The organism is Streptococcus sp. 9.1, assembly GCF_016648815.1.
GTDB classification, from domain to species: Bacteria; Bacillota; Bacilli; order Lactobacillales; family Streptococcaceae; genus Streptococcus; species Streptococcus salivarius_E.
Window position 1 is genome coordinate 30,204 of record NZ_JACLQS010000004.1, and the last position, 21,635, is coordinate 51,838.

Here is a 21,635-nt window from a genome sequence, read left to right on the forward strand (position 1 = left end):
AAATCCCTTACCGAATACGGCAAGGGATTTTAATGTTTAAAAGTATTCAATTAACCAAAGAATTTCTTAGCGATTTCTTGACCTTGTTTTATTTTAGTCCATTGTTGTGGTGTTGCCAACTCATTACCTGAGTCACATGAGGCGAAACCACATTGGTGAGAGAGGAAGAGACGTTCTTTTGGAAGGATTTGACTCGCTTTTTCAAGCAAATCGAGGACACGTTCTTCGTCATCAAGGTCAGTAGTTTTAGAAGACAAAAGTCCTAGTACAACTTCAGCTTTGCTGTCTTTGAGGGCTTCGAGAGCTTTGATATCACCAGCGGTGTCGCTATCCCACTCAAGGAAGAAACGATCATAGTGTTGCTCTGCCAAGAACTTCTTAGCAATGGCTTCGTAAGTTCCTTCGGCAGCAGAACGGCTTTCATAGTTACCACGACAGTTGTGTGTCCAAACCGTTAAACCAATTTCGTGAGCATAGTCTACAACCTCGTTATTGATAGCTACAAACTCATCAGCCAATTCTGCCAAATCAGAATTACCTTCCGCAAAGAAACTTGCAGGGTTTGATGGGTCAAAGAGTTCCCAGAGACAGTCGTCAAATTGAACGATTTTTCCACCGACAGCCTTGTATTCTTCCAAGAATTCTTTATAGGCATTAATGATACCTTTTCTGAGGTCTTCATTTGTTTCATAGACTTGTCCAGGACCAGCCAAACGGTCAAAGATAGCAAGTTCAGTGTAGGCATGAGCAGGACCCCAGATAGTTTGTTTGGTATCTTCATCACCAGCTTCAGCCTTAACCAATTTATAGATATCTAGGTAATGGTGGTTCTTACCTGAGAGCGGCTCAGTGATGCGAATACCGATATCTTTACGTGTTTCATATTGACCACCATCATGGTCTTTAAAAGTGTAGCCATGCTCAGCAATGTAGCGTTCAATTCCTTTAAATCCCCAGACAAAGTCTAAATGCCACATAGAACGTCCAAACTCACCATCAGTAAGGATGTCAATACCGTTAGCTTTTTGGTCAGCCACAATTTGCTTAATATCTGCAGTTTCAGTTTCTTGATAACCAGGAAAGGCATCATAGAAAGGATACTGGATGTCGTCACGATGCTCGATTTCGTCCTTATATTTACGGAGATCCGCAGGACGAAGAAGAGAACCGACTAATTGGAATTTAGATTTTGTCATTGTATTTACCTCGAAATGTCTATTTATGTCTATAGTACTTCTTATCTAGACTAATGAAAAATAGTTAATTTCTTTCTGAGGGCATAGTTTAAGACTATATAAGGTTTTACCCTGCAAAATGATACTTCCTATGGTAAAATGGAAAAAAACGATGAAGGTTGAGAACATGCAAAAAACATTCTTTATTATTAAACCAGATGCTGTTAAACGCCATCTAATTGGTCAAGTGATTGATCGTATTGAACGTCGTGGCTTCGTTATTGAGCGTATGGAGATGCTGATGCTTGACGAAGAACGTCTTAAAGAACATTATGCCCAATTGGTTGATAAACCATTTTTCCCTAGTATTGCAGAATTCATGATGAGTGGCTCGGCAGTTATTGGTATTATGTCTGGCCCTGGTGTTATCAAGTCATGGCGTGATATGATGGGAGCAACCAATCCGGGTGATGCTGCACCTGGAACGATTCGTGGAGACTTTGCAACAGCACCAGATGGGGATATGATTTCGAATATCGTTCATGGCTCTGATTCAGAAGAATCTGCGGCTCGAGAAATTCAGATTTGGTTTGGTGAGTAAGATGGATTTAGTACAGATTCAATCTGATTTAGCTAAGGGTGGACTGTTAATTGATGTCAGGAGTCCAGAAGAGTATGCAGAAGGTCATGTAAAGGGTGCTCGCTTAATACCTCACACCCAGTTTTTCTCTGCTGACATTCTAGCTGAAAAAGACGCTTCCATTTACCTCTATTGTAAAATGGGACCTCGTGCAGAATTTGCTGCATCAGTTCTTAAAGAGCGAGGCTATACTAAGGTGACTAACTTGGGTGGCTTGGACGATATGGAAGCACTAGGTTTTGAATTTGAAGAATAATAGGAATAAGGTCACCCAAGGGTGGTCTTATTTGTTTTCAGAAAAGTTTGATAATTACTTGACAACGTTTTCATAAAGGAGTAGAATTTTAATTGAGTTAAGACAAAGCCTATGAAAATGACTTTGCCAGAACTTGACTAACTTATCGTATTCCAATTGAGATAAGGCTTCTTATTAAGCTAGTGACTCTAATTGGTAGAGGAGGATTTCGTATGTCAAAAGTTGCTATTGTTACAGGTGCAGGTCAAGGTATTGGTTTTGCGATTGCAAAACGTTTGGTTGAAGATGGTTTTAAAGTCGGAGTATTGGACTACAACGCTGAAACTGCAGAAAAAGCGGTTGCTGAATTGTCAGCAGATAAAGCATTTGCAGTTGTAGCTGATGTATCTAAACAAGCTGAAGTAGCAGCTGCTTTCCAAAAAGTTGTTGATCACTTTGGCGATTTGAATGTTGTTGTTAATAATGCCGGTGTGGCTCCAACAACACCTCTTGATACAATTACTGAAGAACAGTTCCAACGTACATTTAACATCAATGTCGGTGGTGTTATTTGGGGTGCTCAAGCTGCACAAGCACAATTTAAAGCACTCGGTCATGGTGGTAAAATCATCAATGCAACATCTCAGGCTGGTGTCGTTGGTAACCCTAACTTGACTGTATATGGTGGTACTAAATTCGCAGTGCGTGGTATTACTCAAACTTTGGCGCGTGATTTGGCTGATTCAGGCATCACTGTCAATGCTTATGCACCAGGTATCGTTAAGACTCCAATGATGTTTGACATTGCCCACGAAGTTGGTAAAAATGCTGGTAAAGATGATGAATGGGGTATGCAAACTTTTGCTAAAGATATTACCCTCAAACGTTTGTCTGAACCTGAAGACGTAGCAGCAGCAGTTAGCTTCCTTGCTGGACCTGACTCAAACTACATCACAGGTCAAACTATCATCGTTGATGGTGGTATGCAATTCCATTAAGATTGAAAGGGAGAGCGAAAGGCTCTCTTTTTTGCTTGATAAAACATAATATTTCTGATAATATAATCGTAATTAATTATGATTTGAGAGGAGCCTTCCTATGTCAGACATTTTACACTATATTGTTGAGCATCCATTTTATTGCCTTATTCTATTAGGAGTTGTTGTACTAGCCTGTGGTTTAGGTCCATTTTCAAGTAGTTCAACAGAAAACAAGCGTTCAGCAATTATTAATAAGCACTACAACGATACTTTTAAGAAATAATAAGGACTAAATGCAGTCAGAAAGCAGATATTAGAGATAGGCAAAAGCCTGTCTTTTTTGTATAATAGAAGGTAACGATTAGTTTTTTTATAATCACAAGTAAGAACTAGGAAAGATAAAAATGCCAAATATTGAAGAATTAAAACAACGACAGGAGAAGATTCGTAACTTCTCTATTATTGCCCATATTGACCATGGGAAATCAACGCTTGCTGACCGTATCTTGGAAAAGACTGAAACAGTGTCAAGTCGTGAGATGCAGGCGCAACTCCTTGATAGCATGGACCTTGAGCGTGAACGTGGAATCACTATTAAACTAAATGCCATTGAGCTTAACTATACTGCTAAAGATGGCGAAACATACATTTTCCACCTTATCGACACACCGGGACACGTGGACTTTACTTATGAGGTGTCACGTTCTCTTGCTGCCTGTGAGGGTGCCATCTTGGTGGTGGATGCAGCTCAAGGAATTGAAGCACAAACACTTGCCAATGTTTACTTGGCACTAGATAATGACTTGGAAATCTTACCAGTTATCAATAAAATTGACCTTCCAGCTGCAGATCCTGAGCGTGTGCGTACAGAGGTTGAAGATGTTATCGGACTAGATGCTTCTGAGGCTGTGCTTGCGTCAGCTAAGGCTGGTATTGGTATTGAAGAGATTCTCGAACAAATCGTTGAGAAAGTTCCTGCACCTCAAGGTGATGTTGAAGCGCCTCTCCAAGCCCTTATCTTTGACTCTGTTTACGATGCTTACCGTGGGGTTATCCTCCAAGTGCGTGTGGTTAACGGAATGGTTAAACCAGGCGATAAGATTCAAATGATGTCTAATGGTAAGACCTTTGATGTTACTGAGGTTGGTATCTTCACACCTAAAGCTGTTGGTCGTGATTACCTTGCGACAGGAGATGTTGGTTATATCGCAGCCTCAATTAAGACTGTTGCGGATACCCGTGTCGGTGATACCGTGACACTTGCAGATAATCCAGCTGCAGAGCCACTCCATGGCTATAAGCAAATGAACCCAATGGTGTTTGCAGGTCTTTACCCAATTGAGTCAAATAAATATAACGATTTGCGTGAAGCCCTTGAAAAACTTCAGTTGAACGATGCCAGTCTTCAATTTGAGCCTGAAACGTCTCAAGCCCTTGGTTTTGGTTTCCGTTGTGGTTTCTTGGGTCTTCTTCACATGGATGTTATCCAAGAGCGCTTGGAACGTGAGTTTAACATCGACCTCATTATGACAGCACCATCGGTAGTTTACCATGTTAACACTACTGACGGAGAGATGCTTGAAGTGTCTAACCCATCTGAATTCCCAGATCCTACACGCATTGATGCTATCGAAGAACCTTATGTTAAAGCACAAATCATGGTTCCTCAAGAATATGTTGGTGCGGTTATGGAGTTGGCACAACGTAAACGTGGTGATTTTGAAACCATGGAATACATTGATGATAATCGTGTGAACGTTATCTATCAAATTCCACTTGCTGAAATCGTCTTTGATTTCTTTGATAAATTGAAATCATCTACACGTGGTTATGCAAGCTTTGACTATGAATTGTCAGAATACCGTCGTTCACAATTGGTGAAAATGGATATTCTCCTTAATGGTGACAAGGTCGATGCCCTTAGCTTCATCGTCCACAAGGAATTTGCCTATGAGCGTGGAAAACTTATCGTTGATAAGCTTAAGAAAATTATTCCACGTCAACAATTCGAGGTGCCTATCCAAGCGGCTATCGGTCAAAAAATCGTTGCCCGCACAGATATCAAAGCCCTTCGTAAAAACGTCTTGGCTAAGTGTTACGGTGGTGACGTTTCACGTAAACGTAAACTTCTCGAAAAACAAAAAGCTGGTAAGAAACGTATGAAAGCCATCGGTTCGGTTGAAGTCCCACAAGAAGCCTTCTTGTCAGTACTTTCAATGGACGAAGATGAGAAATAAGAGTAATAGTCAGAATGTGATGTTCTGGCTATTTTTGTAAAAAAGTTATGATAAAGAAGATTTTAAGATTTCCTTTCTCGAAGCGTGGAAGGATTTATACTGCGACTCTACTCACACTTTTCTTTTTAGGAAATGCTTATGTCAAACATAAATTTCACGAAAAAGCTGTAGAGGAATTACAGATTGCTTTAAAAGCGGATAAGGTAACTGACAATGAGATTTTTGGCAGCCGCCATCAGTATGTTGCCATTAGTCAGGAAGAACCTACTTACTATAATTCTGAAGATAACGTAGCGACTGAGTTGATTGGTAGAAATCATTTTGTTCGCTATTACGATACCATGAGTAGTCTGCATCAAGCTCATTTGGTAGTTTATGATATTAACAAAGATTTTAAAAAGAAAATTATTAATTTGACCCCATATTTGAAGAAAATAAAAGATTTTAAAGATATTAAGGAGTTGGTTGTGTCTTTAAGAGCGATTGATGGTTACGATTATGTTTTCTTGGAGAATTCTCAAAACGATAAGCAATTTGCTTACAATTTAGATACGAATCAATTTTTAACTAGAGACCTACCAGATTATTCTTACAGTAAGGATGAAATGCTTTATTTTGGTGATAAGAGTTCTGCTCGTAATCAGGTGAATGATAGCAACATGTGGGGATATTTAAAGAGAGAAGGAAACTTGGATGAGCTTTTAAGAATGTCTCCTGCTCAAACAAACAATCATTTATCAGCTCATCTAAATGTGATCCTAGAGATTGATAATGTAGATACTTCAAAACAAGAGAATCAAATTAATCTATTTAATGAAAATTCTGAAGTTAAGCCTATTTACGAAGAGGCTGTTAATCAGACAACAACAAACAGTAATACCTTAAAGAAATTTAAAGTATTGACCCGTCAAGGTAAGGAGGGAGATTTTCCGGTCGGTCCAACTGAGCCAGTGAAAAGCAGCCTACCTAATAAACCAAGCCAGCCAAAGAAAGTTCCAGAATTTAATGTTTTTCCTGATTCTATTTTTCCTATTAAACCTTTAAGTTTTAGTGACATTCTTAATAAGAAGGCAGAACAAGACTATCAGAAAGATTATCGAGCTTACGAAAAAGCACGTCAAAAAGCCCAAAAAGATTATGATAGGAAATATGATGCCTATAAAAAGAAATTGGCTCAATATGAGTCCTATAGAGATAGAGAGTACGACAAACAATCACAAATCTATTTTTCCCCTGAAGAGCAGACCAATGATATTTTACATTGGTTGGGAACAAATGGAGAGCAAGCAATTGTAATTTCTGTAGAGGACGGTGCTGGTATTAGGAAGGAAATTCATTCGTTTGCTGATATTAAGGAGTGGGTAGATAAACATGATTATGATTCCAGTATTAAGTCAGACTTTAGAGACTACAAAGGGGGCGACTAAGTATTCTTGAATGTCTATGTGGCTTCTACAAACCCATCACAAGCATTTTTCTCAGCTTTAGGCTATAATAGACAAAAAGGAATCTTGGGAGGGCCACTATGGATATCATGAGTTTTATCCCCAGTCAGCGACAGGCTATTCTGGAGCGTTTTCAGCAAGTGGAGGCCTTGGGGTTAGGCGCAGTTCGTATTGAGTTGAAGGTTGCGAATCCTGTTGGCATCATCTATGAATGCTACATTTTGGCAGGGGAGAATTATTTTTCTGATCAAGCAGTGATTTCCTTCCGCATTCTCTATGAAAAGGACTTGGAACGCATTTCTTTGGATGTCGTAGATATCCCTGATCGCTCAAGCTTGTCTAATTATCTCCAGTTAATAGAGATTTTTGAAGGCTTGCAAAATTATCTTAATCGAGAGTTTGCTAAGGTAAAAAATTCATGAACATCTGATAGTAATCGGGTGTTTCTTTTTGCGATGGAAGTTCAAAATTTCACAATCTTTTTTTCACAAGATTGTCTGAAAACTGTGCTATAATGATAACAGAATTGTGAAGTGATAAAAGTTTGTGAAAAAACGAGCAGACTTTGACACTTTGTGACTTATACTTGAAAGGAAAATTGGCTCTATCATTTTAGGGCCAGAAGGACTGTGTTCATGTCAGAAGAAAAGCAATTGTATGGTGCGGATTTAGTGGTTGATAGTTTGATCAACCATGATGTTGATTATGTCTTTGGGATTCCAGGTGCAAAAATCGATAGGGTTTTTGATACCTTGGAAGATAAGGGACCTGAATTGATTGTTGCCCGTCATGAGCAAAATGCTGCTTTTATGGCTCAAGGTGTTGGACGTATCACAGGGAAACCCGGTGTAGTATTGGTAACATCTGGTCCAGGTGTCTCAAATTTGGCTACTGGTTTGGTAACAGCGACAGATGAAGGAGATCCTGTTCTTGCTATTGGTGGTCAGGTTAAGCGTGCAGATCTTTTGAAACGTGCCCATCAATCAATGAATAACGTTGCTATGCTTGAACCGATTACCAAGTATGCTGCTGAAGTACATGATGCTAATACCCTTTCTGAAACGGTTGCTAATGCCTATCGCCATGCTAAGTCAGGGAAACCGGGTGCAAGCTTTATTTCAATTCCTCAAGACGTGACTGATGCTCTGGTCAGTGTTAAGGCTATCAAGCCTATGACGGATCCAAAACTTGGTTCAGCATCTGTTTCTGATATTAACTATCTCGCACAGGCGATAAAAAATGCCGTATTGCCAGTCTTACTTTTAGGGAACGGCGCTTCATCAGAAGCTGTAACTTACTCTATTCGCCAGATTTTGAAACATGTTAAATTACCAGTTGTTGAAACTTTCCAAGGTGCTGGTATCGTGTCACGTGACCTTGAAGAGGATACTTTCTTTGGTCGTGTAGGTCTTTTCCGTAACCAACCGGGGGACATGTTGCTTAAGAAGTCGGACTTGATTATTGCCATTGGTTATGACCCAATTGAGTATGAAGCACGTAACTGGAATGCTGAAATTTCAGCACGTATTATCGTAATTGATGTTGAACCTGCTGAGGTGGATACTTACTTCCAGCCAGAACGTGAATTGATTGGTAATGTAGAAGCAACCTTAGATTTGCTCTTGCCAGCTATTCAAGGCTACAAATTACCTGAAGGATCAGTTGAATATCTAAAAGGGTTAAAAAATACAGTCGTCGAAGATGTTAAATTTGACCGTCAGCCTGAAGAAGGTACCGTACACCCACTCGATTTAATTGAAGTTTTACAAGAACAAACGGATGATGATATGACAGTTACCGTTGACGTTGGTAGTCACTATATCTGGATGGCTCGCTATTTCAAATCTTATGAACCACGTCATTTGCTTTTCTCAAATGGGATGCAAACTTTGGGGGTTGCTCTTCCGTGGGCCATCTCTGCAGCTTTGGTTCGTCCTAAGACAAAAGTCATTTCTGTTTCTGGCGACGGTGGTTTCCTTTTCTCAGCACAAGAATTGGAGACAGCAGTTCGATTGAAATTGCCAATTGTCCATATTATCTGGAATGATGGGCATTATAATATGGTGGAATTCCAGGAAGAAATGAAGTACGGTCGTTCATCTGGGGTTGACTTTGGTCCTGTAGATTTTGTAAAATATGCTGAGAGCTTTGGAGCGAAAGGTTATCGTGCAACAAGTAAAGAGGAGTTTTCTAGCTTGCTCCAAGAAGCCTTGGCTCAAGCTGTAGATGGACCAGTCCTTATTGATGTTCCAATCGACTATAAAGATAATATTAAACTCGGCGAAACTATTTTGCCAGATGAATTTTACTAAAAAGAGGGTGTAGACATGTCTGAAGCCATAAAATTATTTCAATATAATACTTTGGGAGCCTTGATGGCTGGGCTTTATGGAGGTACTTTAACAGTTGGAGAATTGTTGGAGCATGGAGACTTGGGTCTTGGAACATTAGATTCTATTGATGGGGAGTTGATTGTTCTTGATGGTAAAGCCTATCAAGCTAAAGGCTCTGAAGGTAAAGTCGAAGTGGTAGAAGTTTCTCCAGATGAAAAAGTTCCCTATGCAGCAGTCGTACCTCACCAAGCTGAAGTTATCTTCCGTCAACGTTATGAAATGACTGATAAAGAACTTGAGGATCGTATTGAATCTTACTATGATGGGGTTAATCTCTTCCGTTCTATCAAAATTAAGGGTCATTTTAAACACATGCACGTGCGCATGATTCCTAAATCAAATGCGGATATTAAGTTTGCTGATGTTGCCACTCGCCAACCTGAGTACGAGGTAGATGATATTTCAGGTACCATCGTTGGTATTTGGACGCCAGAAATGTTTCACGGTGTGAGTGTTGCTGGTTATCACCTTCATTTTATTTCAGACGACTTGACATTCGGTGGTCACGTTATGGACTTTGTTATTGAAAATGGTATTATCGAAGTTGGTCCAGTTGACCAACTCGACCAACGTTTCCCAGTTCAAGACCGTCAGTATCTCTTTGCTAAATTCAATGTCGATGAGATGCGTGAAGATATTACCAAGGCTGAATAAAATATTTTAAAGCTATCAATCGATTATAGTTAGAACTTTCCTTGATGATTAGGAAAGTTTTTTTGTTTTTATAATTATTTCGATATCGAAATAATTGACAGATGTAACGAACAGTGATACAATGACTGTGATATTTCGATATAGAAATAAAAAGGAGACAAAATGGACAAGATGCAAGGGGGATACCAAGCTTTACAGATACGCTTGTTGAATGGGCGTATCTTTCAAAAACTCTTGAGCAAGGAACCAGATGCTCAATACAGAAGTGAACAGGGGAAAATTTTAACAGTCTTATGGCAAAAAGAGCAAGGAAGGGCAACTGCAACTGATATTGCTCTAACAACGGGACTAGCTAATAACACATTGACTAGCATGATAAAGAAGTTGGTCGAGCAAGGCTTGGTTAAGATTGAACAGAGTGACCAGGACAAGCGCAAGAAGTTTGTAGTCTTGACGGATTTAGGTTGGACGCAAAAAGAAATTGGAGATCGCGTCAGTCAGGAACTGGGAGAGATATTCTACCAAGGCTTTTCGGATAACGAAATCCAAGAATTTGAGGAGTATCAAGAGCGTATAATCTCAAATCTAAAAGCTAAAGAGAAAGAACTTTAAAAAAATAGGGAGTACCTTATGAAAGCAGTTGTTGTGAGCAGTCCAGGTGGACCAGAGGTATTAGAAGTTGTCGAACGACAAAAACCAATTTTGAAGGCCGGTTGGACCTTGGTGAAAATTCAAGGATTTGGTATCAATCACAGTGAAATTTTTACCCGTCAGGGTTTATCGCCGTCAGTTCAATTTCCTCGTGTGTTAGGAATTGAGTGTGTCGGTCTTGTGGAACAAACGACACGACCGGATTTGAAGATTGGACAGCAAATCATTTCCATTATGGGGGAGATGGGGCGAGTTTTTGATGGAGGTTATGCAGAGTATACACTTCTCCCAAATGAGCAAATTTATCCAATCAAGACAGAACTTGATTTGGAAAGCTTGATTGCCCTTCCTGAGACCTATTACACAGCTTTTGGCTCTTTTCTTAATCTCAAGATTGAGGAGAAAGATTGCGTGTTAGTTCGCGGAGCAACCAGTGGTGTAGGAATTGCTTTTGCTAAACTGCTTAAAGGAAAATTTCCTGAGATTCACTTGGTAGGAACTAGCCGAAATTTAGCCAAGGAAGACCAATTGAAGGTGGTTGGATTTGATCAGGTGATTTTGGAGAAGGATGGCGTTTTGCAAAGTGAGGAGTCTTTCACAAAAATTCTAGATCTAGTGGGACCTCGCCATATCAAAGATAGTATCCATCACTTAAGTGAAGGAGGAATTATCTGCTCTTGTGGTCAATTAGGTGGTCAGTGGACCTTGGCTGATTTTGATCCAATTGTTGAATTGGCGAAGAATGTTTATTTAACGACCTTTTATTCGGGGAATGTTTCAAATGAAATGCTCCAAGAGTTGATTGATTTTGTGGAATTGTATCAAGTGGATGTCCGGCCTGAGAAGGTTTATAAGCTAGAAGAGATACAAGAAGCGCACACCTATCTTGAAAGTAGCCAGTCCTTCGGGAAAGTAATTGTGAAAATTGAGGAATAATATGATTGAATATAAAAATGTAGTCCTGCGCTACACGGATACAGACATTTTAAAAGATGTCAATCTCCGCATTGAAAATGGAGAATTCATGGTGCTAGTGGGTCCTTCAGGGTCTGGAAAGACCACTATGCTCAAGATGATCAATCGTCTTTTGGAGCCGACAGATGGCAATATTTATATGGACGGAAAACGCATCAAGGACTATGATGAACGAGGGTTACGTCTTTCTACTGGTTATGTTTTGCAGGCCATTGCCCTCTTTCCAAATCTAACTGTCGCTGAGAATATTGCTTTAATTCCAGAGATGAAAGGGTGGACTAAAAGACAAATAGCCACTAAAACTGAAGAACTCTTGGACAAGATTGGTCTGCCTGCTGCAGAGTATGCAAATCGTAAGCCAAGTGAGTTATCTGGTGGGGAGCAACAACGGATTGGGATTGTGCGGGCCATCATTGCAGAGCCAAAGATTCTATTGATGGACGAGCCCTTTTCAGCCTTGGATGCTATTTCTCGCAAACAGCTACAGGCTCTCACCAAAGACTTGCACAAAGAATTTTGTATGACGACTATTTTCGTGACCCATGACACAGACGAAGCCTTAAAATTAGGGGACAGGATTGCAGTGTTGCAAGAAGGAGAGATTGTGCAGGTAGCGGATTCTGATACCATTCTAGCCCAACCAGCCAACGACTTTGTGGCAGATTTGTTTGGAGGTGCTCACCATGTCTAAACTACTTGCAACCTTTCAAGAGCGTTTTGGAGACTGGCTCACAGCCCTTTGCCAACACTTGCAACTGTCGTTACTGACCTTGCTCCTTGCGATTTTTCTGGCGGTCCCTCTGGCTATTTATTTAAGTACACGCAAGAGAGCCAGCAACTGGGTTTTACAGGTAGCTGGGATCTTCCAGACCATTCCTTCCATGGCCCTTTTGGGGCTCTTCATTCCCATCATGGGGATTGGGACACTTCCGGCCTTGACAGCTCTCGTCATCTATGCCATTTTCCCCATCCTTCAAAATACCATCACCGGTTTACAAGGGATTGACCCAAGCCTTGAAGAAGCGGGAATCGCCTTTGGGATGACCAAGTGGGAGCGACTCAAGAAGTTCGAGATTCCCTTGGCCATGCCCGTTATCATGTCTGGGATTCGGACAGCAGCTGTGATGATTATCGGGACGGCTACCCTAGCTGCCTTGATTGGAGCAGGGGGACTCGGTTCCTTTATCCTTCTAGGGATTGACCGCAATAATGCCAGTCTGATTTTGATTGGTGCCCTGTCTTCTGCCTTCTTAGCCATCGCCTTTAACCTTCTTCTCAAATGGATGGAAAAGGCCAAATTGCGGACCATCTTTGCGGCTTTTGCGGTAATGCTTATTGGATTAGGAGTATCTTATACGCCAAGTCTTCTTCCCAAACCGGAAAAAGAAAATCTGGTCATCGCTGGGAAGTTGGGTCCTGAACCGGAAATTCTAGCCAATATGTACAAGATTTTGATCGAAGAAAACACGGACATGACAGTGACTGTTAAACCAAATTTTGGTAAGACTACCTTCCTCTATGAAGCACTGAAAAAAGGGGATATTGCTATCTATCCAGAGTTTACAGGGACCGTGACCGAAAGTCTCCTCAAGCCGGCGCCGCAAGTCGACCATGATCCAGAAGCAGTCTACAAAGCAGCTCGAGATGGAATCAAGAAACAAGACAACCTAGCCTTGCTCAAACCCATGGCTTATCAGAATACCTATGCTGTCGCTGTGCCTAAGAAAATTGCCCAAGAGTATGGCCTCAAGACCATTTCAGATTTGAAAAAGGTGGAAGGACAACTCAAGGCGGGATTTACGCTAGAGTTTAATGATCGAGAGGATGGGAACAAGGGCTTGCAGAAAGTCTATGGTCTTAATCTACAAGTCTCCACCATGGAGCCAGCCCTTCGCTACCAGGCGATCCAGTCTGGTGAAATCCAGATAACAGATGCCTACTCAACGGATGCCGAGCTTGCTCGCTATGACCTTGTGGCCCTAGAGGATGACAAACAACTCTTCCCGCCATATCAAGGGGCTCCCCTCATGAAAGAAGCTCTTCTTAAGAAACATCCAGAATTGGAAGGCATTCTAAACAAGTTAGCTGGTAAAATCACAGCAGAGCAAATGAGCCAGATGAACTACCAAGTCGGAGTAGAAGGTAAACCGGCTGCCCAAGTCGCACATGATTTCTTGGTAAAAGAAGGTGTTATTAAGAACTAATGAAAAATTTGCACAAAAAGTAACTTTTTCAATTAACTTTTTTAGTTACTATTTGTCTGTTTTCTATCCTATTTTCAGATATAATAAAGATAACAAATTAAGGAGCCCTTCATGTCAATGAGTCAATATACCATCCAACAATTTATCGTCGATGCTTTTACAGATTCTGTTTTCAAAGGGAACCCGGCGGCTGTTTGTCTTCTAGATAAATGGTTGTCAGATGATACTTTACAGAATATTGCTAAAGAAAATAATCTTTCAGAGACAGCTTTTACGGTTAAAAATGGTGACCACTATGAATTACGTTGGTTTACTCCCGGTGGGGAAATCGATTTGTGTGGTCATGCTACCTTGGCAACAGCCTTTGTTCTCTTTCGATTTATTGAAAAGGATGTTGAAAGTTTAACTTTTGCAACACAGAGTGGGGAACTTTTAGTTACCAAAAAAAGATGAGTACTATGAGCTGAATTTTCCAGCATACTCCATGCAACAGGTTGCAGTCACAAGTGAGATGGAAGAAGCAATCGGTGTCCATCCGCTTGAAGCATGGCTTGGAAGAGATCTAGTCTGTGTCTTACCTCATGAAAATGATGTCATTAATGCAAGTCCAGATTTTGATAAAGTAAAAGCTTTAGATGGGCTCCTCCTGAATATCACTGCCAAAGGAAGCAAGTATGATACTGTGACACGAAGTTTCGCTCCAAAATTATCAGTCAAGGAAGATCCAGTCTGTGGCTCAGGACACTGTCATGTCATTCCTTTGTGGGCTAATAAGTTGGCACAAGAAGATTTTAGGGCCTACCAAGCTTCTGAGAGTAGTGGACTTCTCATTTGTCGTTTGGAGGGCAATCGGATTTATCTTGCAGGAAAGGCTGCCCTCTATAGTCGTGGAGAAATTTATGTCATGGACTAAATTTCTGTCGATTACGAAAACGTAGAAGTATTAGTGACAGTAATGAAAACAAAATCCCAGTCGAAAGATGTCTAGCTCAGCTAGGCATTTTAAATTTCACAACATTTTTTAAAGAATTTTCAGAAAAGACTTGACAATTTTGAAAATAAGCGTATTATAAGACTATGAACTTTTAAAAATAGTAATTTTACTATATTAACTCATGTCGACTACGGATGGTATGGTAAAGTGACTATATGGTTCTAATAACTATTCTATAGAGCGTTGCGTCCGAAAGTCATTCCTGACACGGCTCTTTAAAAACAAAAGGAGAAGATTATGAAAACAGAACCGATTCATCGTACCAGTATGTGGAAATTTAAGTTAAGTGCTGCCACCATGACTTTGATTCCCGCTGCCGTGGGGATTAACTATGTTGCCAAAGCCTTGGCGGAGGGGTTAAAGTTACCCGTTTGGCTGGGGTCTTTGGGAACCTTTCTTGCCAGCATGTTGGCTGGGCCGGTTGCCGGTGCCATCAGTGGTTTCATCAACAACGTGATCTATGGGCTTACCTTATCGCCAATTTCAACCGTGTATGCGATTACCAGCATCGGAATTGGGATTGCTGTCGGAGTTTTGCACGCCAATGGGTGGTTCTCGTCAGCGCGACGAGTATTTGTTTCTGCTATTATTATTGCCTTCGTTTCAGCTGTCATTTCAACGCCACTCAACGTCATCTTTTGGGGTGGTCAGACCGGTATCGCTTGGGGTGACTCATTGTTTGCGGTAATGGTCGCCAATCATGCACCAGTGTGGCTGGCCTCATTTACCGATGAGTTTGTCTTGGATATTTTGGATAAAGTCTGCGTGGCCTACCTGGCATTCTTCATCTATCGTCAGCTGCCGAAGCGGATGGTGCACTTCTTTAGTGGTGATAAATGATGACTGATCAAACATTGATTTCTGGAGCGCCACGGGTCAAGCTCAAGTGGTACCAGGTGATCGATCCGATTACTAAGCTCTTGTTCATCTTGGACATGACGTTGTTGAGCTTTACCAGTATGAATTTATTGCTTCAGGCCGGATTAATTCTTGTCGCAACACTGCTATTGTTATTTTCCAAATTGAGTTCTACCATCTTTAAGGCGCTAGGATTCAGCCTGTTTCTGATTTGCACCATGCTGATCATCCAAGGGTTATTTTACAGTCGGAATCAAACTGTGCTGTTTTCTGTGCTTGGGGTGTCGTTCTACAAAGAAGGCCTGATTTACGCCACCACTCTGGGTTGTCGAGTATTGGTGATTATTTTGACCAGTGGCTTTTTTATGGTGACCACGAGTATTTCAGAAAACGCGGCCTATTTGGAAATGTCCGGATTGTCTTATAAAACCGTCTACGTTCTGATGTCGGTGTGTTATATTTTACCGGAAATGATGCGAAATATGCGGAAAATCCAGCAGGCTCAAAAAGTTCGCGGAACCAATCCGCAAAAAACGTTGATTCAGAAATTAAAGTCAGTCCTGCCGGTTCTAATTCCATTGGTGATTAAGACCTTGGATCAATCGATGACGCGGTCGATTTCTCTCCAACTGAGAGGTTTTGATAATCTCAACCGGACTGTCAGAACCTCCCAGCGCGTGTATCGCCTGTCGCGGACGCTGCACATTGGTCTGACTGGATTGGCAATTTTATTGATTGGGTGGAAGATATGGACGAAGATAAACGGATTGTAATTGAAAATTTGACTACCCGTTATCCGGGTACTGAGCAACCACAACTGCGTCAGATTAACGCGGAGGTTCATACCGGCCAGGTGGTTGGGATTATCGGGAATAGCCACTCCGGCAAATCGACTTTGTGCCGTGTGCTGGCAGGGGTCATTCCCAAAATTATGTCTGCTGAGATTGAGGGCGACTGGCACATGTTTGGCCAGCGAGTGTCCGACAATTGGCCCGTTTATAATGCCATGAATGGAGTTGTACTGCAAAATCCAGCTGGCCAACTAAGCGGGTTGGCAGACACGGTTGCCGATGAAATCGCCTTTGACTTGATTAATCAGGGAATGGCTGAAGGACTGATTCAAAAACGGGTTGAAGAAGTTGCCACGCAAATGGGGCTGATTGAACAGCTGAATTTGCGTCCCGAGAGCCTTTCCGGTGGTCAGAGCCAGCGGTTGGCAATTGCCACGGCGATTGCGGCTAACCCGGCTGTTTTGATTATGGATGATCCGACCAGTCAGATGGATCCCCTTGGCCGCCGACAATTTTTCCAATGGCTGGCCCAAGTCAAAGAGACGACTGTCTTCATTGTCACCAGTGAAATTGACGATTTGTGCGAAGTCGCCGACGTTGTGTGGGTGCTGCACGAGGGTCAAATGGTAGCCCAGGGTAGGCCGGGTGAGGTGTTTAATCATTTGGCAGCTGACTGGCAGATTCAAGCCCCGACAATCCAGCAACTTGCTCAAAAAATGGATTGGCACTTGGCTGATGGCCGGTATCCGGTGAATGACGCTGATCTGAAGGAGGTTCGTTATGCCCACAATTGAACTGAACCACTTGACGTTCACTTATCCGGAACGGTCCTTTAGCTTGGATGTTGAAGACAAACACTTCGCCGATCCGATGGTGGCGATTGTCGGCCAAAATGGTGCCGGCAAATCAACGCTCTTCAAATTGTTGACGGGCTTGCTGACACCACAAACCGGTGTGATTAAGATCGATGGAGAAAATTTTAATGATCTTAAACCAGTCGAAAAGTTACTGAAGGTTGGGATTACTTTTCAGAATCCTGACGATCAGCTTTTCAACCCGACCGTTCAACGAGAGGTGGAGTGGAGTGTCGCGCAGGTCATGGATGATCACGACACGATTACGAGGCGGGCTTTAGCTGCTCTAAAAAGAGTTGGCTTGGATGATAAAACAGCTGAAAGTCCATATGACCTGTCATTGTCGGAACGCAAGCTGTTGAGCGTTGCCACAGTTTTGGCAGTGGATCCGGCGATTTATTTATTTGATGAGCCGATGATGTCGCTTGATTGGGAAAGCCGGCGCAAGTTGACCGCAATTTTCCATCAGTTGGCTGATTCGGGCCACCAAGTTGTGACCATCACCCATGACATGGATTGGGTCGCCGCCGAGTTTGAGTCGGTGTATGTTATGGAACACGGGAAGTTTGGCTTCGCCGGCAGTCCACGGGAATTGTTCAGCGATCACGAACTTGTCCAGCGAGTGGGATTACTACCACCGCGGATTATGGACATAGCGGAGTCGCTGGGTGATTCACAGACATATTTATCGGTTGATGATTATTGCCAGAAAAATCGAGATGTATAGAAAAAGTCACCTCTGCGGGTTTTCCAGGTTGAAGGATTAACTTCAGCTTCTGGCAAGAACTCACATGGGTGACTTTTGTGTTTAATAACGTTTCATGATCATCGGGTGCTTCCTCAGATCACTCGGTTTGATTTTACTTTGTTTCATGGTCATAATCATATACCATTTCTTCGGTTCTTTTTATATATTCCTCGAATGGTCTCCATCCCCTTAATCGTGGATGAGGCAGTCCGGAGACTTCGATAAAATTTATTCCGTCGCTTAATTGGCCTATGATCTTGTTCTATTAAATTGTTCAGATACTTCACAGTTCGATGTTCTGTTTTGGTGTATAATCCGTTTCTCTGTAATTTTCTAAATGCAGATCCTATAGGGGGTGCTTTATCTGTTACGATGACTCTAGGTTGTCCAAATTGTTTATGGAGTCGCTTTAAGAAAGCATACGCCGCCTGAGTATCTCGTTTCTTTCGTAACCAGATATCCAATGTTAAACCGTCCGCATCAATCGCTCGATAGAGATAATGCCAACGCCCCTTAATTTTGATATAGGTTTCATCCATTTTCCACGAATAGAAGGACTGTTTATTTTTCTTTTTCCAGAGATGATAGAGGATTTTACTGTATTCTTGAACCCACCGATAAATCGTAGTGTGACAAACATTTATTCCACGGTCATAAAGCAATTCCTGAAGTTCACGATAGCTCAGATTGTAACGTAGGTAGTAACCAACAGCGACAATGATGACGTCTTGTTGGAATTGTTTGCCTTTAAAATGATTCATCTCTCAAGCCTTACTAACCTTTTTTCTGCTCTTTGAGAAGCTGAAGGTCGTGCCAGTAACTATCCCTTTGGTCTGATCAATTCCGTCATTTATCTTTTTCTTGCCCTTCAAAAAGGCTTCTACGGTGAGGTTTTGACAACACTCTATTTCACCATCATGCAGCCGATTGGTCTCTTGGTTTGGATTTATCAAGCCCAATTCAAAAAAGAACAGCAGGAATTTGTTGCTCGTAAATTGGATACGGTTGGATGGACCAAGTACCTATCATTTAGTATACTTTGGTGGTTAACCTTTGGTTTCATTTACCTTATCAACAGTCTCGTTGGTTGGTACCAATGGAGTAAGGCAGCTAAGAAAGCTTAGTACTTATGTTTATCAATTAATAAGAGGATCCAGTAGGGTCCTCTTTTTGAGTTTATTTCTCTTATGTAGAAGCTAGTGACAATGATTATCACATTTAGAATAAAGATAGTAATGTACGTTTACCTAAATCCTTAAAAAGACCTAGATTGGTACTCTAGGCATTTTTGTATTGTATTATAGAAGTGAGAATCACATATTATTGGAATAGAAATAGCCAAACATATAGCAAAAAAGTAATAATCAAGTCAATGACAAAACGAATTTGGTGGTGTGATTTATTGAATTTTTTGTTATTTTGACCATTTAGGAGAGCGCCCCCGCAAATTGTCGAGCTAGCAAATAGCCATATATAAAATGCCAAGGTACGATTAACTATAACAAGAAGAAGGGATGAGATACAAGCAATTGCACCTATTATTATAAATCCAGTTCCTAAGCTTTTTTTGCCTTTTAGAATAGCTGATACAGCTGCAGCAAGATGAAGCAGGACAAAAGCAAGAGCTAAGAAGACAGTGATGATGCTAAAGATGAGATAAAGTGACATAGACGTTTCCTTTCTTAAATATGATTGCCTGAATGCTATTTTTTATGACTGATCTTATTAAGAATCATAAATGATACTACAAGATTTAAAATGATAACCAATAAAGTAAAAAGAGAGTAACCATAAAGTTTAATTGGAAATTCATTTTTGAGATTGCATAGAGTAAACCCACTCGTTAGAATTCCCGTTAACAAGCCAGGAACATATTTTTGTATTACAATTGTCTGAACTAGATGCCCTAATACATGGTAGATATAAGCAATCACAATGGTTGCGTAAATGGTATAGTTGCTAAACTGGTAGCTAAGAAAAAGCGATAGAAGCAGGAACAGAAATTGCTCCAAGACAATGGCATTGAAAGCAAAAGGAGTGTAATAAGATAGGATTCGATTGTTTGGATACTGGATTGATATTTTTTTGATAAAGGATGGCATCCAAACGATTTCTTCCAGTTCGTGAAGCATGAAGAGTGATGGAAATAGAAAGTAAAATTGCACGCTGGTCATTGAAAATACTCCCTTCTAGTTCGACCCCACTTTTAAAATCTCCAAATAAAACTGAATCACTTCTTGTTCGGTGTAGGACTTGCCTTTTTTCAACCACCAGCTGAGGGTTTCGATGAAATGGCTGACGACCAAGTGTTTGAGGTAAGAGTGAGGGAGAGTTGGATGGGCTTTGATGAGTTCGTCGGCTACCATTGGGTAGACATCATGTTCCAGCTCTTTTCGCAGTTGCCGGATAAAATAATCGTTTTTAGAGAGCAAGAGACTGGTCACATGGTCTTGATTTTTCTTGAAATGCTGAAAGATATGGGCCAGGTAGTCTTGTGGGGAGAGGTGTTCAGCACGCTCAAAGAGATGGTGAAAGAGCTTTTGACAGAGTTCATCTAGCAAGAGTTCCTTACTCTCGTAATGGCTGTAAAAGGTCGAGCGTCCTACATCAGCAAGATCAATGATTTCCTGAACCGTGATGGCTTCGTAGTCTTTTTGGTTGAGTAAGTGTAAGAAAGCATGATAGATGGCTTTTCGAGTTTTGGTGATGCGACGATCCTGTGCTGTCATATGGACACTTCGAACAAACTGTTCAGTAACGTACACCCTAAACGGTTTGCCCCTATCCTTTCTGTTGTGAATGTTAGATAATGATAATGAACATGATGTTCATGAATCTATTATAACAAAGGAAATAGGATTATGAAGACAAAACATGCGGTCTGGATCGCTTTTTTCTTGAATTTGAGTTATGCCATTGTTGAGTTTATTGCAGGAGGGATTTTTGGATCCAGTGCGGTCCTTGCGGATTCGGTCCATGACTTGGGGGATGCGATCGCTATTGGGATCTCCGCCTTTTTGGAGAGTATTTCCAATCGTGAAGAAGACAGCCGCTATACCTTGGGCTACAAGCGCTTTAGCCTTTTAGGGGCCATGGTAACGGCAGTGATTCTCATGACAGGGTCCGTTCTGGTTATTTTGGAAAATATAACGAAAATCTTTCACCCACAACCTGTCAACGATGAGGGCATCCTCTGGCTAGGAATCATAGCCGTCAGTATCAATGTGCTAGCGAGTCTCGTCATTCGCAAAGGACAAACCAAGAACGAATCCATTCTCAGCCTGCACTTTCTGGAAGACACCTTGGGTTGGTTGGCCGTCATCTTAATGGCCATTGTCCTCAGATATACTGACTGGTATATCCTCGATCCGCTCCTGTCCCTTGCCATTTCTCTCTTTATTCTATCAAAAGCCATTCCACGTTTTTGGAGCACGCTCAGGATTTTCCTCGATGCAGTTCCAGAAGGGGTAGATATCAAGCAAGTTAAGAATGATTTAGAGCAGTTGGATAATGTCGCTAGTATCAATCAGCTTAATCTTTGGACCATGGATGGCTTGGAGAAAAATGCTATTGTCCATGTTTGTCTGGACCATGTCAAACATATGGAGGTCTGTAAAGAGTCTATCCGAGGCTTGCTCAAAGAGAGTGGCTTTCAAAATGTCACCATCGAAGTTGATGAAGACTTGGCAACCCACCGAGCTCACAAGCGAAATATCGAAGAGCTGGAAGCAGAAAGTGAGCAGCAACACCATCATTAAGGTTTGTTTTTAAACTCTTAGAGTCTACCTTTAAGAGTTATTT

The 21,635-nt window shown here is 41.3% G+C and carries 23 protein-coding genes and 2 pseudogenes; 20 read left to right on the plus strand and 5 right to left on the minus strand.

Annotation, left to right across the window (positions count from 1 at the left end):
* Window positions 1–50 precede the first annotated feature (50 nt).
* A complete protein-coding gene (locus H7T93_RS04465) occupies window positions 51–1,196 on the minus strand; it encodes a cobalamin-independent methionine synthase II family protein (protein WP_175057609.1) in 1,146 nt (381 codons plus the stop codon).
* Between the two features lie 166 nt (window positions 1,197–1,362).
* Here H7T93_RS04465 and ndk point away from each other — a divergent pair, with 166 nt between their 5' ends.
* From ndk to H7T93_RS04555, 18 genes and pseudogenes are all read left to right on the plus strand, one after another.
* Window positions 1,363–1,776 carry a nucleoside-diphosphate kinase gene (gene ndk, locus H7T93_RS04470; protein WP_171968068.1) on the plus strand — a complete coding sequence of 138 codons (414 nt, stop codon included), beginning with the start codon at window positions 1,363–1,365 and terminating at the stop codon, window positions 1,774–1,776.
* A gap of 1 nt (window position 1,777) precedes the next feature.
* Window positions 1,778–2,071, plus strand: coding sequence for a rhodanese-like domain-containing protein (locus H7T93_RS04475; RefSeq protein ID WP_037603190.1), 294 nt, complete (start codon window positions 1,778–1,780; stop codon window positions 2,069–2,071).
* A gap of 212 nt (window positions 2,072–2,283) precedes the next feature.
* On the plus strand, window positions 2,284–3,048 hold the full coding sequence (locus H7T93_RS04480) for a (S)-acetoin forming diacetyl reductase (protein ID WP_002883902.1): 765 nt from the start codon (window positions 2,284–2,286) through the stop codon (window positions 3,046–3,048).
* Window positions 3,049–3,148: 100 nt separating this feature from the next.
* On the plus strand, window positions 3,149–3,313 hold the full coding sequence (locus tag H7T93_RS04485) for a hypothetical protein (protein WP_002883920.1): 165 nt from the start codon (window positions 3,149–3,151) through the stop codon (window positions 3,311–3,313).
* A gap of 121 nt (window positions 3,314–3,434) precedes the next feature.
* On the plus strand, window positions 3,435–5,267 hold the full coding sequence (gene lepA, locus H7T93_RS04490) for a translation elongation factor 4 (RefSeq protein ID WP_003092624.1): 1,833 nt from the start codon (window positions 3,435–3,437) through the stop codon (window positions 5,265–5,267).
* A 47-nt stretch (window positions 5,268–5,314) separates the two neighbouring features.
* On the plus strand, window positions 5,315–6,694 hold the full coding sequence (locus tag H7T93_RS04495; protein WP_037603193.1) for a hypothetical protein: 1,380 nt from the start codon (window positions 5,315–5,317) through the stop codon (window positions 6,692–6,694).
* A gap of 98 nt (window positions 6,695–6,792) precedes the next feature.
* A complete protein-coding gene (locus H7T93_RS04500) occupies window positions 6,793–7,134 on the plus strand; it encodes a hypothetical protein (RefSeq protein ID WP_037603195.1) in 342 nt (113 codons plus the stop codon).
* Between the two features lie 213 nt (window positions 7,135–7,347).
* Complete coding sequence (alsS, locus tag H7T93_RS04505) at window positions 7,348–9,024, plus strand: acetolactate synthase AlsS (protein ID WP_037603197.1); 1,677 nt, start codon at window positions 7,348–7,350, stop codon at window positions 9,022–9,024.
* Between the two features lie 15 nt (window positions 9,025–9,039).
* Window positions 9,040–9,759 (plus strand): acetolactate decarboxylase, encoded by a 720-nt coding sequence (gene budA / locus H7T93_RS04510; RefSeq protein WP_002891043.1) that lies wholly within the window; start codon window positions 9,040–9,042, stop codon window positions 9,757–9,759.
* A gap of 162 nt (window positions 9,760–9,921) precedes the next feature.
* On the plus strand, window positions 9,922–10,371 hold the full coding sequence (locus H7T93_RS04515) for a MarR family winged helix-turn-helix transcriptional regulator (RefSeq protein WP_037603199.1): 450 nt from the start codon (window positions 9,922–9,924) through the stop codon (window positions 10,369–10,371).
* A gap of 18 nt (window positions 10,372–10,389) precedes the next feature.
* Window positions 10,390–11,346: a zinc-binding dehydrogenase gene (locus H7T93_RS04520; RefSeq protein ID WP_037603200.1), complete on the plus strand. Its 957-nt coding sequence runs from the start codon at window positions 10,390–10,392 to the stop codon at window positions 11,344–11,346.
* 1 nt (window position 11,347) lies between these two features.
* The gene (locus tag H7T93_RS04525) at window positions 11,348–12,076 is read left to right on the plus strand and encodes an ABC transporter ATP-binding protein (RefSeq protein WP_037603202.1); all 729 of its coding nucleotides are present in this window, start codon (window positions 11,348–11,350) and stop codon (window positions 12,074–12,076) included.
* Complete coding sequence (locus H7T93_RS04530) at window positions 12,069–13,589, plus strand: ABC transporter permease/substrate-binding protein (RefSeq protein WP_037603204.1); 1,521 nt, start codon at window positions 12,069–12,071, stop codon at window positions 13,587–13,589. Before H7T93_RS04525 ends, H7T93_RS04530 begins: the two co-directional genes overlap by 8 nt.
* 111 nt (window positions 13,590–13,700) lie before the next feature.
* Window positions 13,701–14,502: pseudogene (locus H7T93_RS04535) on the plus strand (PhzF family phenazine biosynthesis protein).
* 318 nt (window positions 14,503–14,820) lie between these two features.
* The gene (locus H7T93_RS04540; protein ID WP_002884905.1) at window positions 14,821–15,423 is read left to right on the plus strand and encodes a membrane protein; all 603 of its coding nucleotides are present in this window, start codon (window positions 14,821–14,823) and stop codon (window positions 15,421–15,423) included.
* Window positions 15,423–16,214 carry an energy-coupling factor transporter transmembrane component T gene (locus tag H7T93_RS04545; protein WP_002885125.1) on the plus strand — a complete coding sequence of 264 codons (792 nt, stop codon included), beginning with the start codon at window positions 15,423–15,425 and terminating at the stop codon, window positions 16,212–16,214. Before H7T93_RS04540 ends, H7T93_RS04545 begins: the two co-directional genes overlap by 1 nt.
* Window positions 16,190–17,026, plus strand: a complete 837-nt coding sequence (locus H7T93_RS04550; protein ID WP_195917931.1) for an ABC transporter ATP-binding protein — start codon at window positions 16,190–16,192, stop codon at window positions 17,024–17,026. The genes H7T93_RS04545 and H7T93_RS04550 overlap by 25 nt, the downstream gene beginning before the upstream one ends.
* Window positions 17,013–17,813, plus strand: coding sequence for an energy-coupling factor ABC transporter ATP-binding protein (locus H7T93_RS04555; protein ID WP_195917932.1), 801 nt, complete (start codon window positions 17,013–17,015; stop codon window positions 17,811–17,813). Before H7T93_RS04550 ends, H7T93_RS04555 begins: the two co-directional genes overlap by 14 nt.
* Before the next feature lie 155 nt (window positions 17,814–17,968).
* On the opposite strand, the gene H7T93_RS04560 is transcribed toward H7T93_RS04555, so the two are convergent.
* Window positions 17,969–18,595 (minus strand): IS6 family transposase, encoded by a 627-nt coding sequence (locus H7T93_RS04560; RefSeq protein ID WP_195917933.1) that lies wholly within the window; start codon window positions 18,593–18,595, stop codon window positions 17,969–17,971.
* Between the two features lie 39 nt (window positions 18,596–18,634).
* Here H7T93_RS04560 and pnuC point away from each other — a divergent pair.
* A pseudogene (pnuC, locus tag H7T93_RS04565) lies at window positions 18,635–18,958 on the plus strand (nicotinamide riboside transporter PnuC); the annotation flags it as partial.
* Window positions 18,959–19,154: 196 nt separating this feature from the next.
* Here the strand turns inward: pnuC and H7T93_RS04570 are convergent.
* The 3 genes from H7T93_RS04570 to H7T93_RS04580 are packed head-to-tail and all read right to left on the minus strand — an operon-like array spanning window position 19,155 to window position 20,563.
* The gene (locus H7T93_RS04570) at window positions 19,155–19,502 is read right to left on the minus strand and encodes a hypothetical protein (RefSeq protein WP_195917934.1); all 348 of its coding nucleotides are present in this window, start codon (window positions 19,500–19,502) and stop codon (window positions 19,155–19,157) included.
* Between the two features lie 35 nt (window positions 19,503–19,537).
* Window positions 19,538–20,008: an HXXEE domain-containing protein gene (locus H7T93_RS04575; protein WP_195917935.1), complete on the minus strand. Its 471-nt coding sequence runs from the start codon at window positions 20,006–20,008 to the stop codon at window positions 19,538–19,540.
* Between the two features lie 15 nt (window positions 20,009–20,023).
* Complete coding sequence (locus H7T93_RS04580; RefSeq protein WP_207185604.1) at window positions 20,024–20,563, minus strand: TetR/AcrR family transcriptional regulator; 540 nt, start codon at window positions 20,561–20,563, stop codon at window positions 20,024–20,026.
* A 132-nt stretch (window positions 20,564–20,695) separates the two neighbouring features.
* On the opposite strand from H7T93_RS04580, the gene H7T93_RS04585 reads away from it, so the two are divergent.
* Window positions 20,696–21,592: a cation diffusion facilitator family transporter gene (locus tag H7T93_RS04585; protein ID WP_201041629.1), complete on the plus strand. Its 897-nt coding sequence runs from the start codon at window positions 20,696–20,698 to the stop codon at window positions 21,590–21,592.
* Window positions 21,593–21,635 lie beyond the last annotated feature (43 nt).

Excerpts from the sequence above, each read along its gene's own strand:
- H7T93_RS04465 (WP_175057609.1), bottom strand. The coding sequence starts at position 1,196 with ATGACAAAATCTAAATTCCAATTAGTCGGTTCTCTTCTTCGTCCTGCG.
- ndk (WP_171968068.1), top strand. The coding sequence starts at position 1,363 with ATGCAAAAAACATTCTTTATTATTAAACCAGATGCTGTTAAACGCCAT.
- H7T93_RS04475 (WP_037603190.1), top strand. The coding sequence starts at position 1,778 with ATGGATTTAGTACAGATTCAATCTGATTTAGCTAAGGGTGGACTGTTA.
- H7T93_RS04480 (WP_002883902.1), top strand. The coding sequence starts at position 2,284 with ATGTCAAAAGTTGCTATTGTTACAGGTGCAGGTCAAGGTATTGGTTTT.
- H7T93_RS04485 (WP_002883920.1), top strand. The coding sequence starts at position 3,149 with ATGTCAGACATTTTACACTATATTGTTGAGCATCCATTTTATTGCCTT.
- lepA (WP_003092624.1), top strand. The coding sequence starts at position 3,435 with ATGCCAAATATTGAAGAATTAAAACAACGACAGGAGAAGATTCGTAAC.
- H7T93_RS04495 (WP_037603193.1), top strand. The coding sequence starts at position 5,315 with ATGATAAAGAAGATTTTAAGATTTCCTTTCTCGAAGCGTGGAAGGATT.
- H7T93_RS04500 (WP_037603195.1), top strand. The coding sequence starts at position 6,793 with ATGGATATCATGAGTTTTATCCCCAGTCAGCGACAGGCTATTCTGGAG.
- alsS (WP_037603197.1), top strand. The coding sequence starts at position 7,348 with ATGTCAGAAGAAAAGCAATTGTATGGTGCGGATTTAGTGGTTGATAGT.
- budA (WP_002891043.1), top strand. The coding sequence starts at position 9,040 with ATGTCTGAAGCCATAAAATTATTTCAATATAATACTTTGGGAGCCTTG.
- H7T93_RS04515 (WP_037603199.1), top strand. The coding sequence starts at position 9,922 with ATGGACAAGATGCAAGGGGGATACCAAGCTTTACAGATACGCTTGTTG.
- H7T93_RS04520 (WP_037603200.1), top strand. The coding sequence starts at position 10,390 with ATGAAAGCAGTTGTTGTGAGCAGTCCAGGTGGACCAGAGGTATTAGAA.
- H7T93_RS04525 (WP_037603202.1), top strand. The coding sequence starts at position 11,348 with ATGATTGAATATAAAAATGTAGTCCTGCGCTACACGGATACAGACATT.
- H7T93_RS04530 (WP_037603204.1), top strand. The coding sequence starts at position 12,069 with ATGTCTAAACTACTTGCAACCTTTCAAGAGCGTTTTGGAGACTGGCTC.
- H7T93_RS04540 (WP_002884905.1), top strand. The coding sequence starts at position 14,821 with ATGAAAACAGAACCGATTCATCGTACCAGTATGTGGAAATTTAAGTTA.
- H7T93_RS04545 (WP_002885125.1), top strand. The coding sequence starts at position 15,423 with ATGACTGATCAAACATTGATTTCTGGAGCGCCACGGGTCAAGCTCAAG.
- H7T93_RS04550 (WP_195917931.1), top strand. The coding sequence starts at position 16,190 with ATGGACGAAGATAAACGGATTGTAATTGAAAATTTGACTACCCGTTAT.
- H7T93_RS04555 (WP_195917932.1), top strand. The coding sequence starts at position 17,013 with ATGCCCACAATTGAACTGAACCACTTGACGTTCACTTATCCGGAACGG.
- H7T93_RS04560 (WP_195917933.1), bottom strand. The coding sequence starts at position 18,595 with ATGAATCATTTTAAAGGCAAACAATTCCAACAAGACGTCATCATTGTC.
- H7T93_RS04570 (WP_195917934.1), bottom strand. The coding sequence starts at position 19,502 with ATGTCACTTTATCTCATCTTTAGCATCATCACTGTCTTCTTAGCTCTT.
- H7T93_RS04575 (WP_195917935.1), bottom strand. The coding sequence starts at position 20,008 with ATGACCAGCGTGCAATTTTACTTTCTATTTCCATCACTCTTCATGCTT.
- H7T93_RS04580 (WP_207185604.1), bottom strand. The coding sequence starts at position 20,563 with ATGACAGCACAGGATCGTCGCATCACCAAAACTCGAAAAGCCATCTAT.
- H7T93_RS04585 (WP_201041629.1), top strand. The coding sequence starts at position 20,696 with ATGAAGACAAAACATGCGGTCTGGATCGCTTTTTTCTTGAATTTGAGT.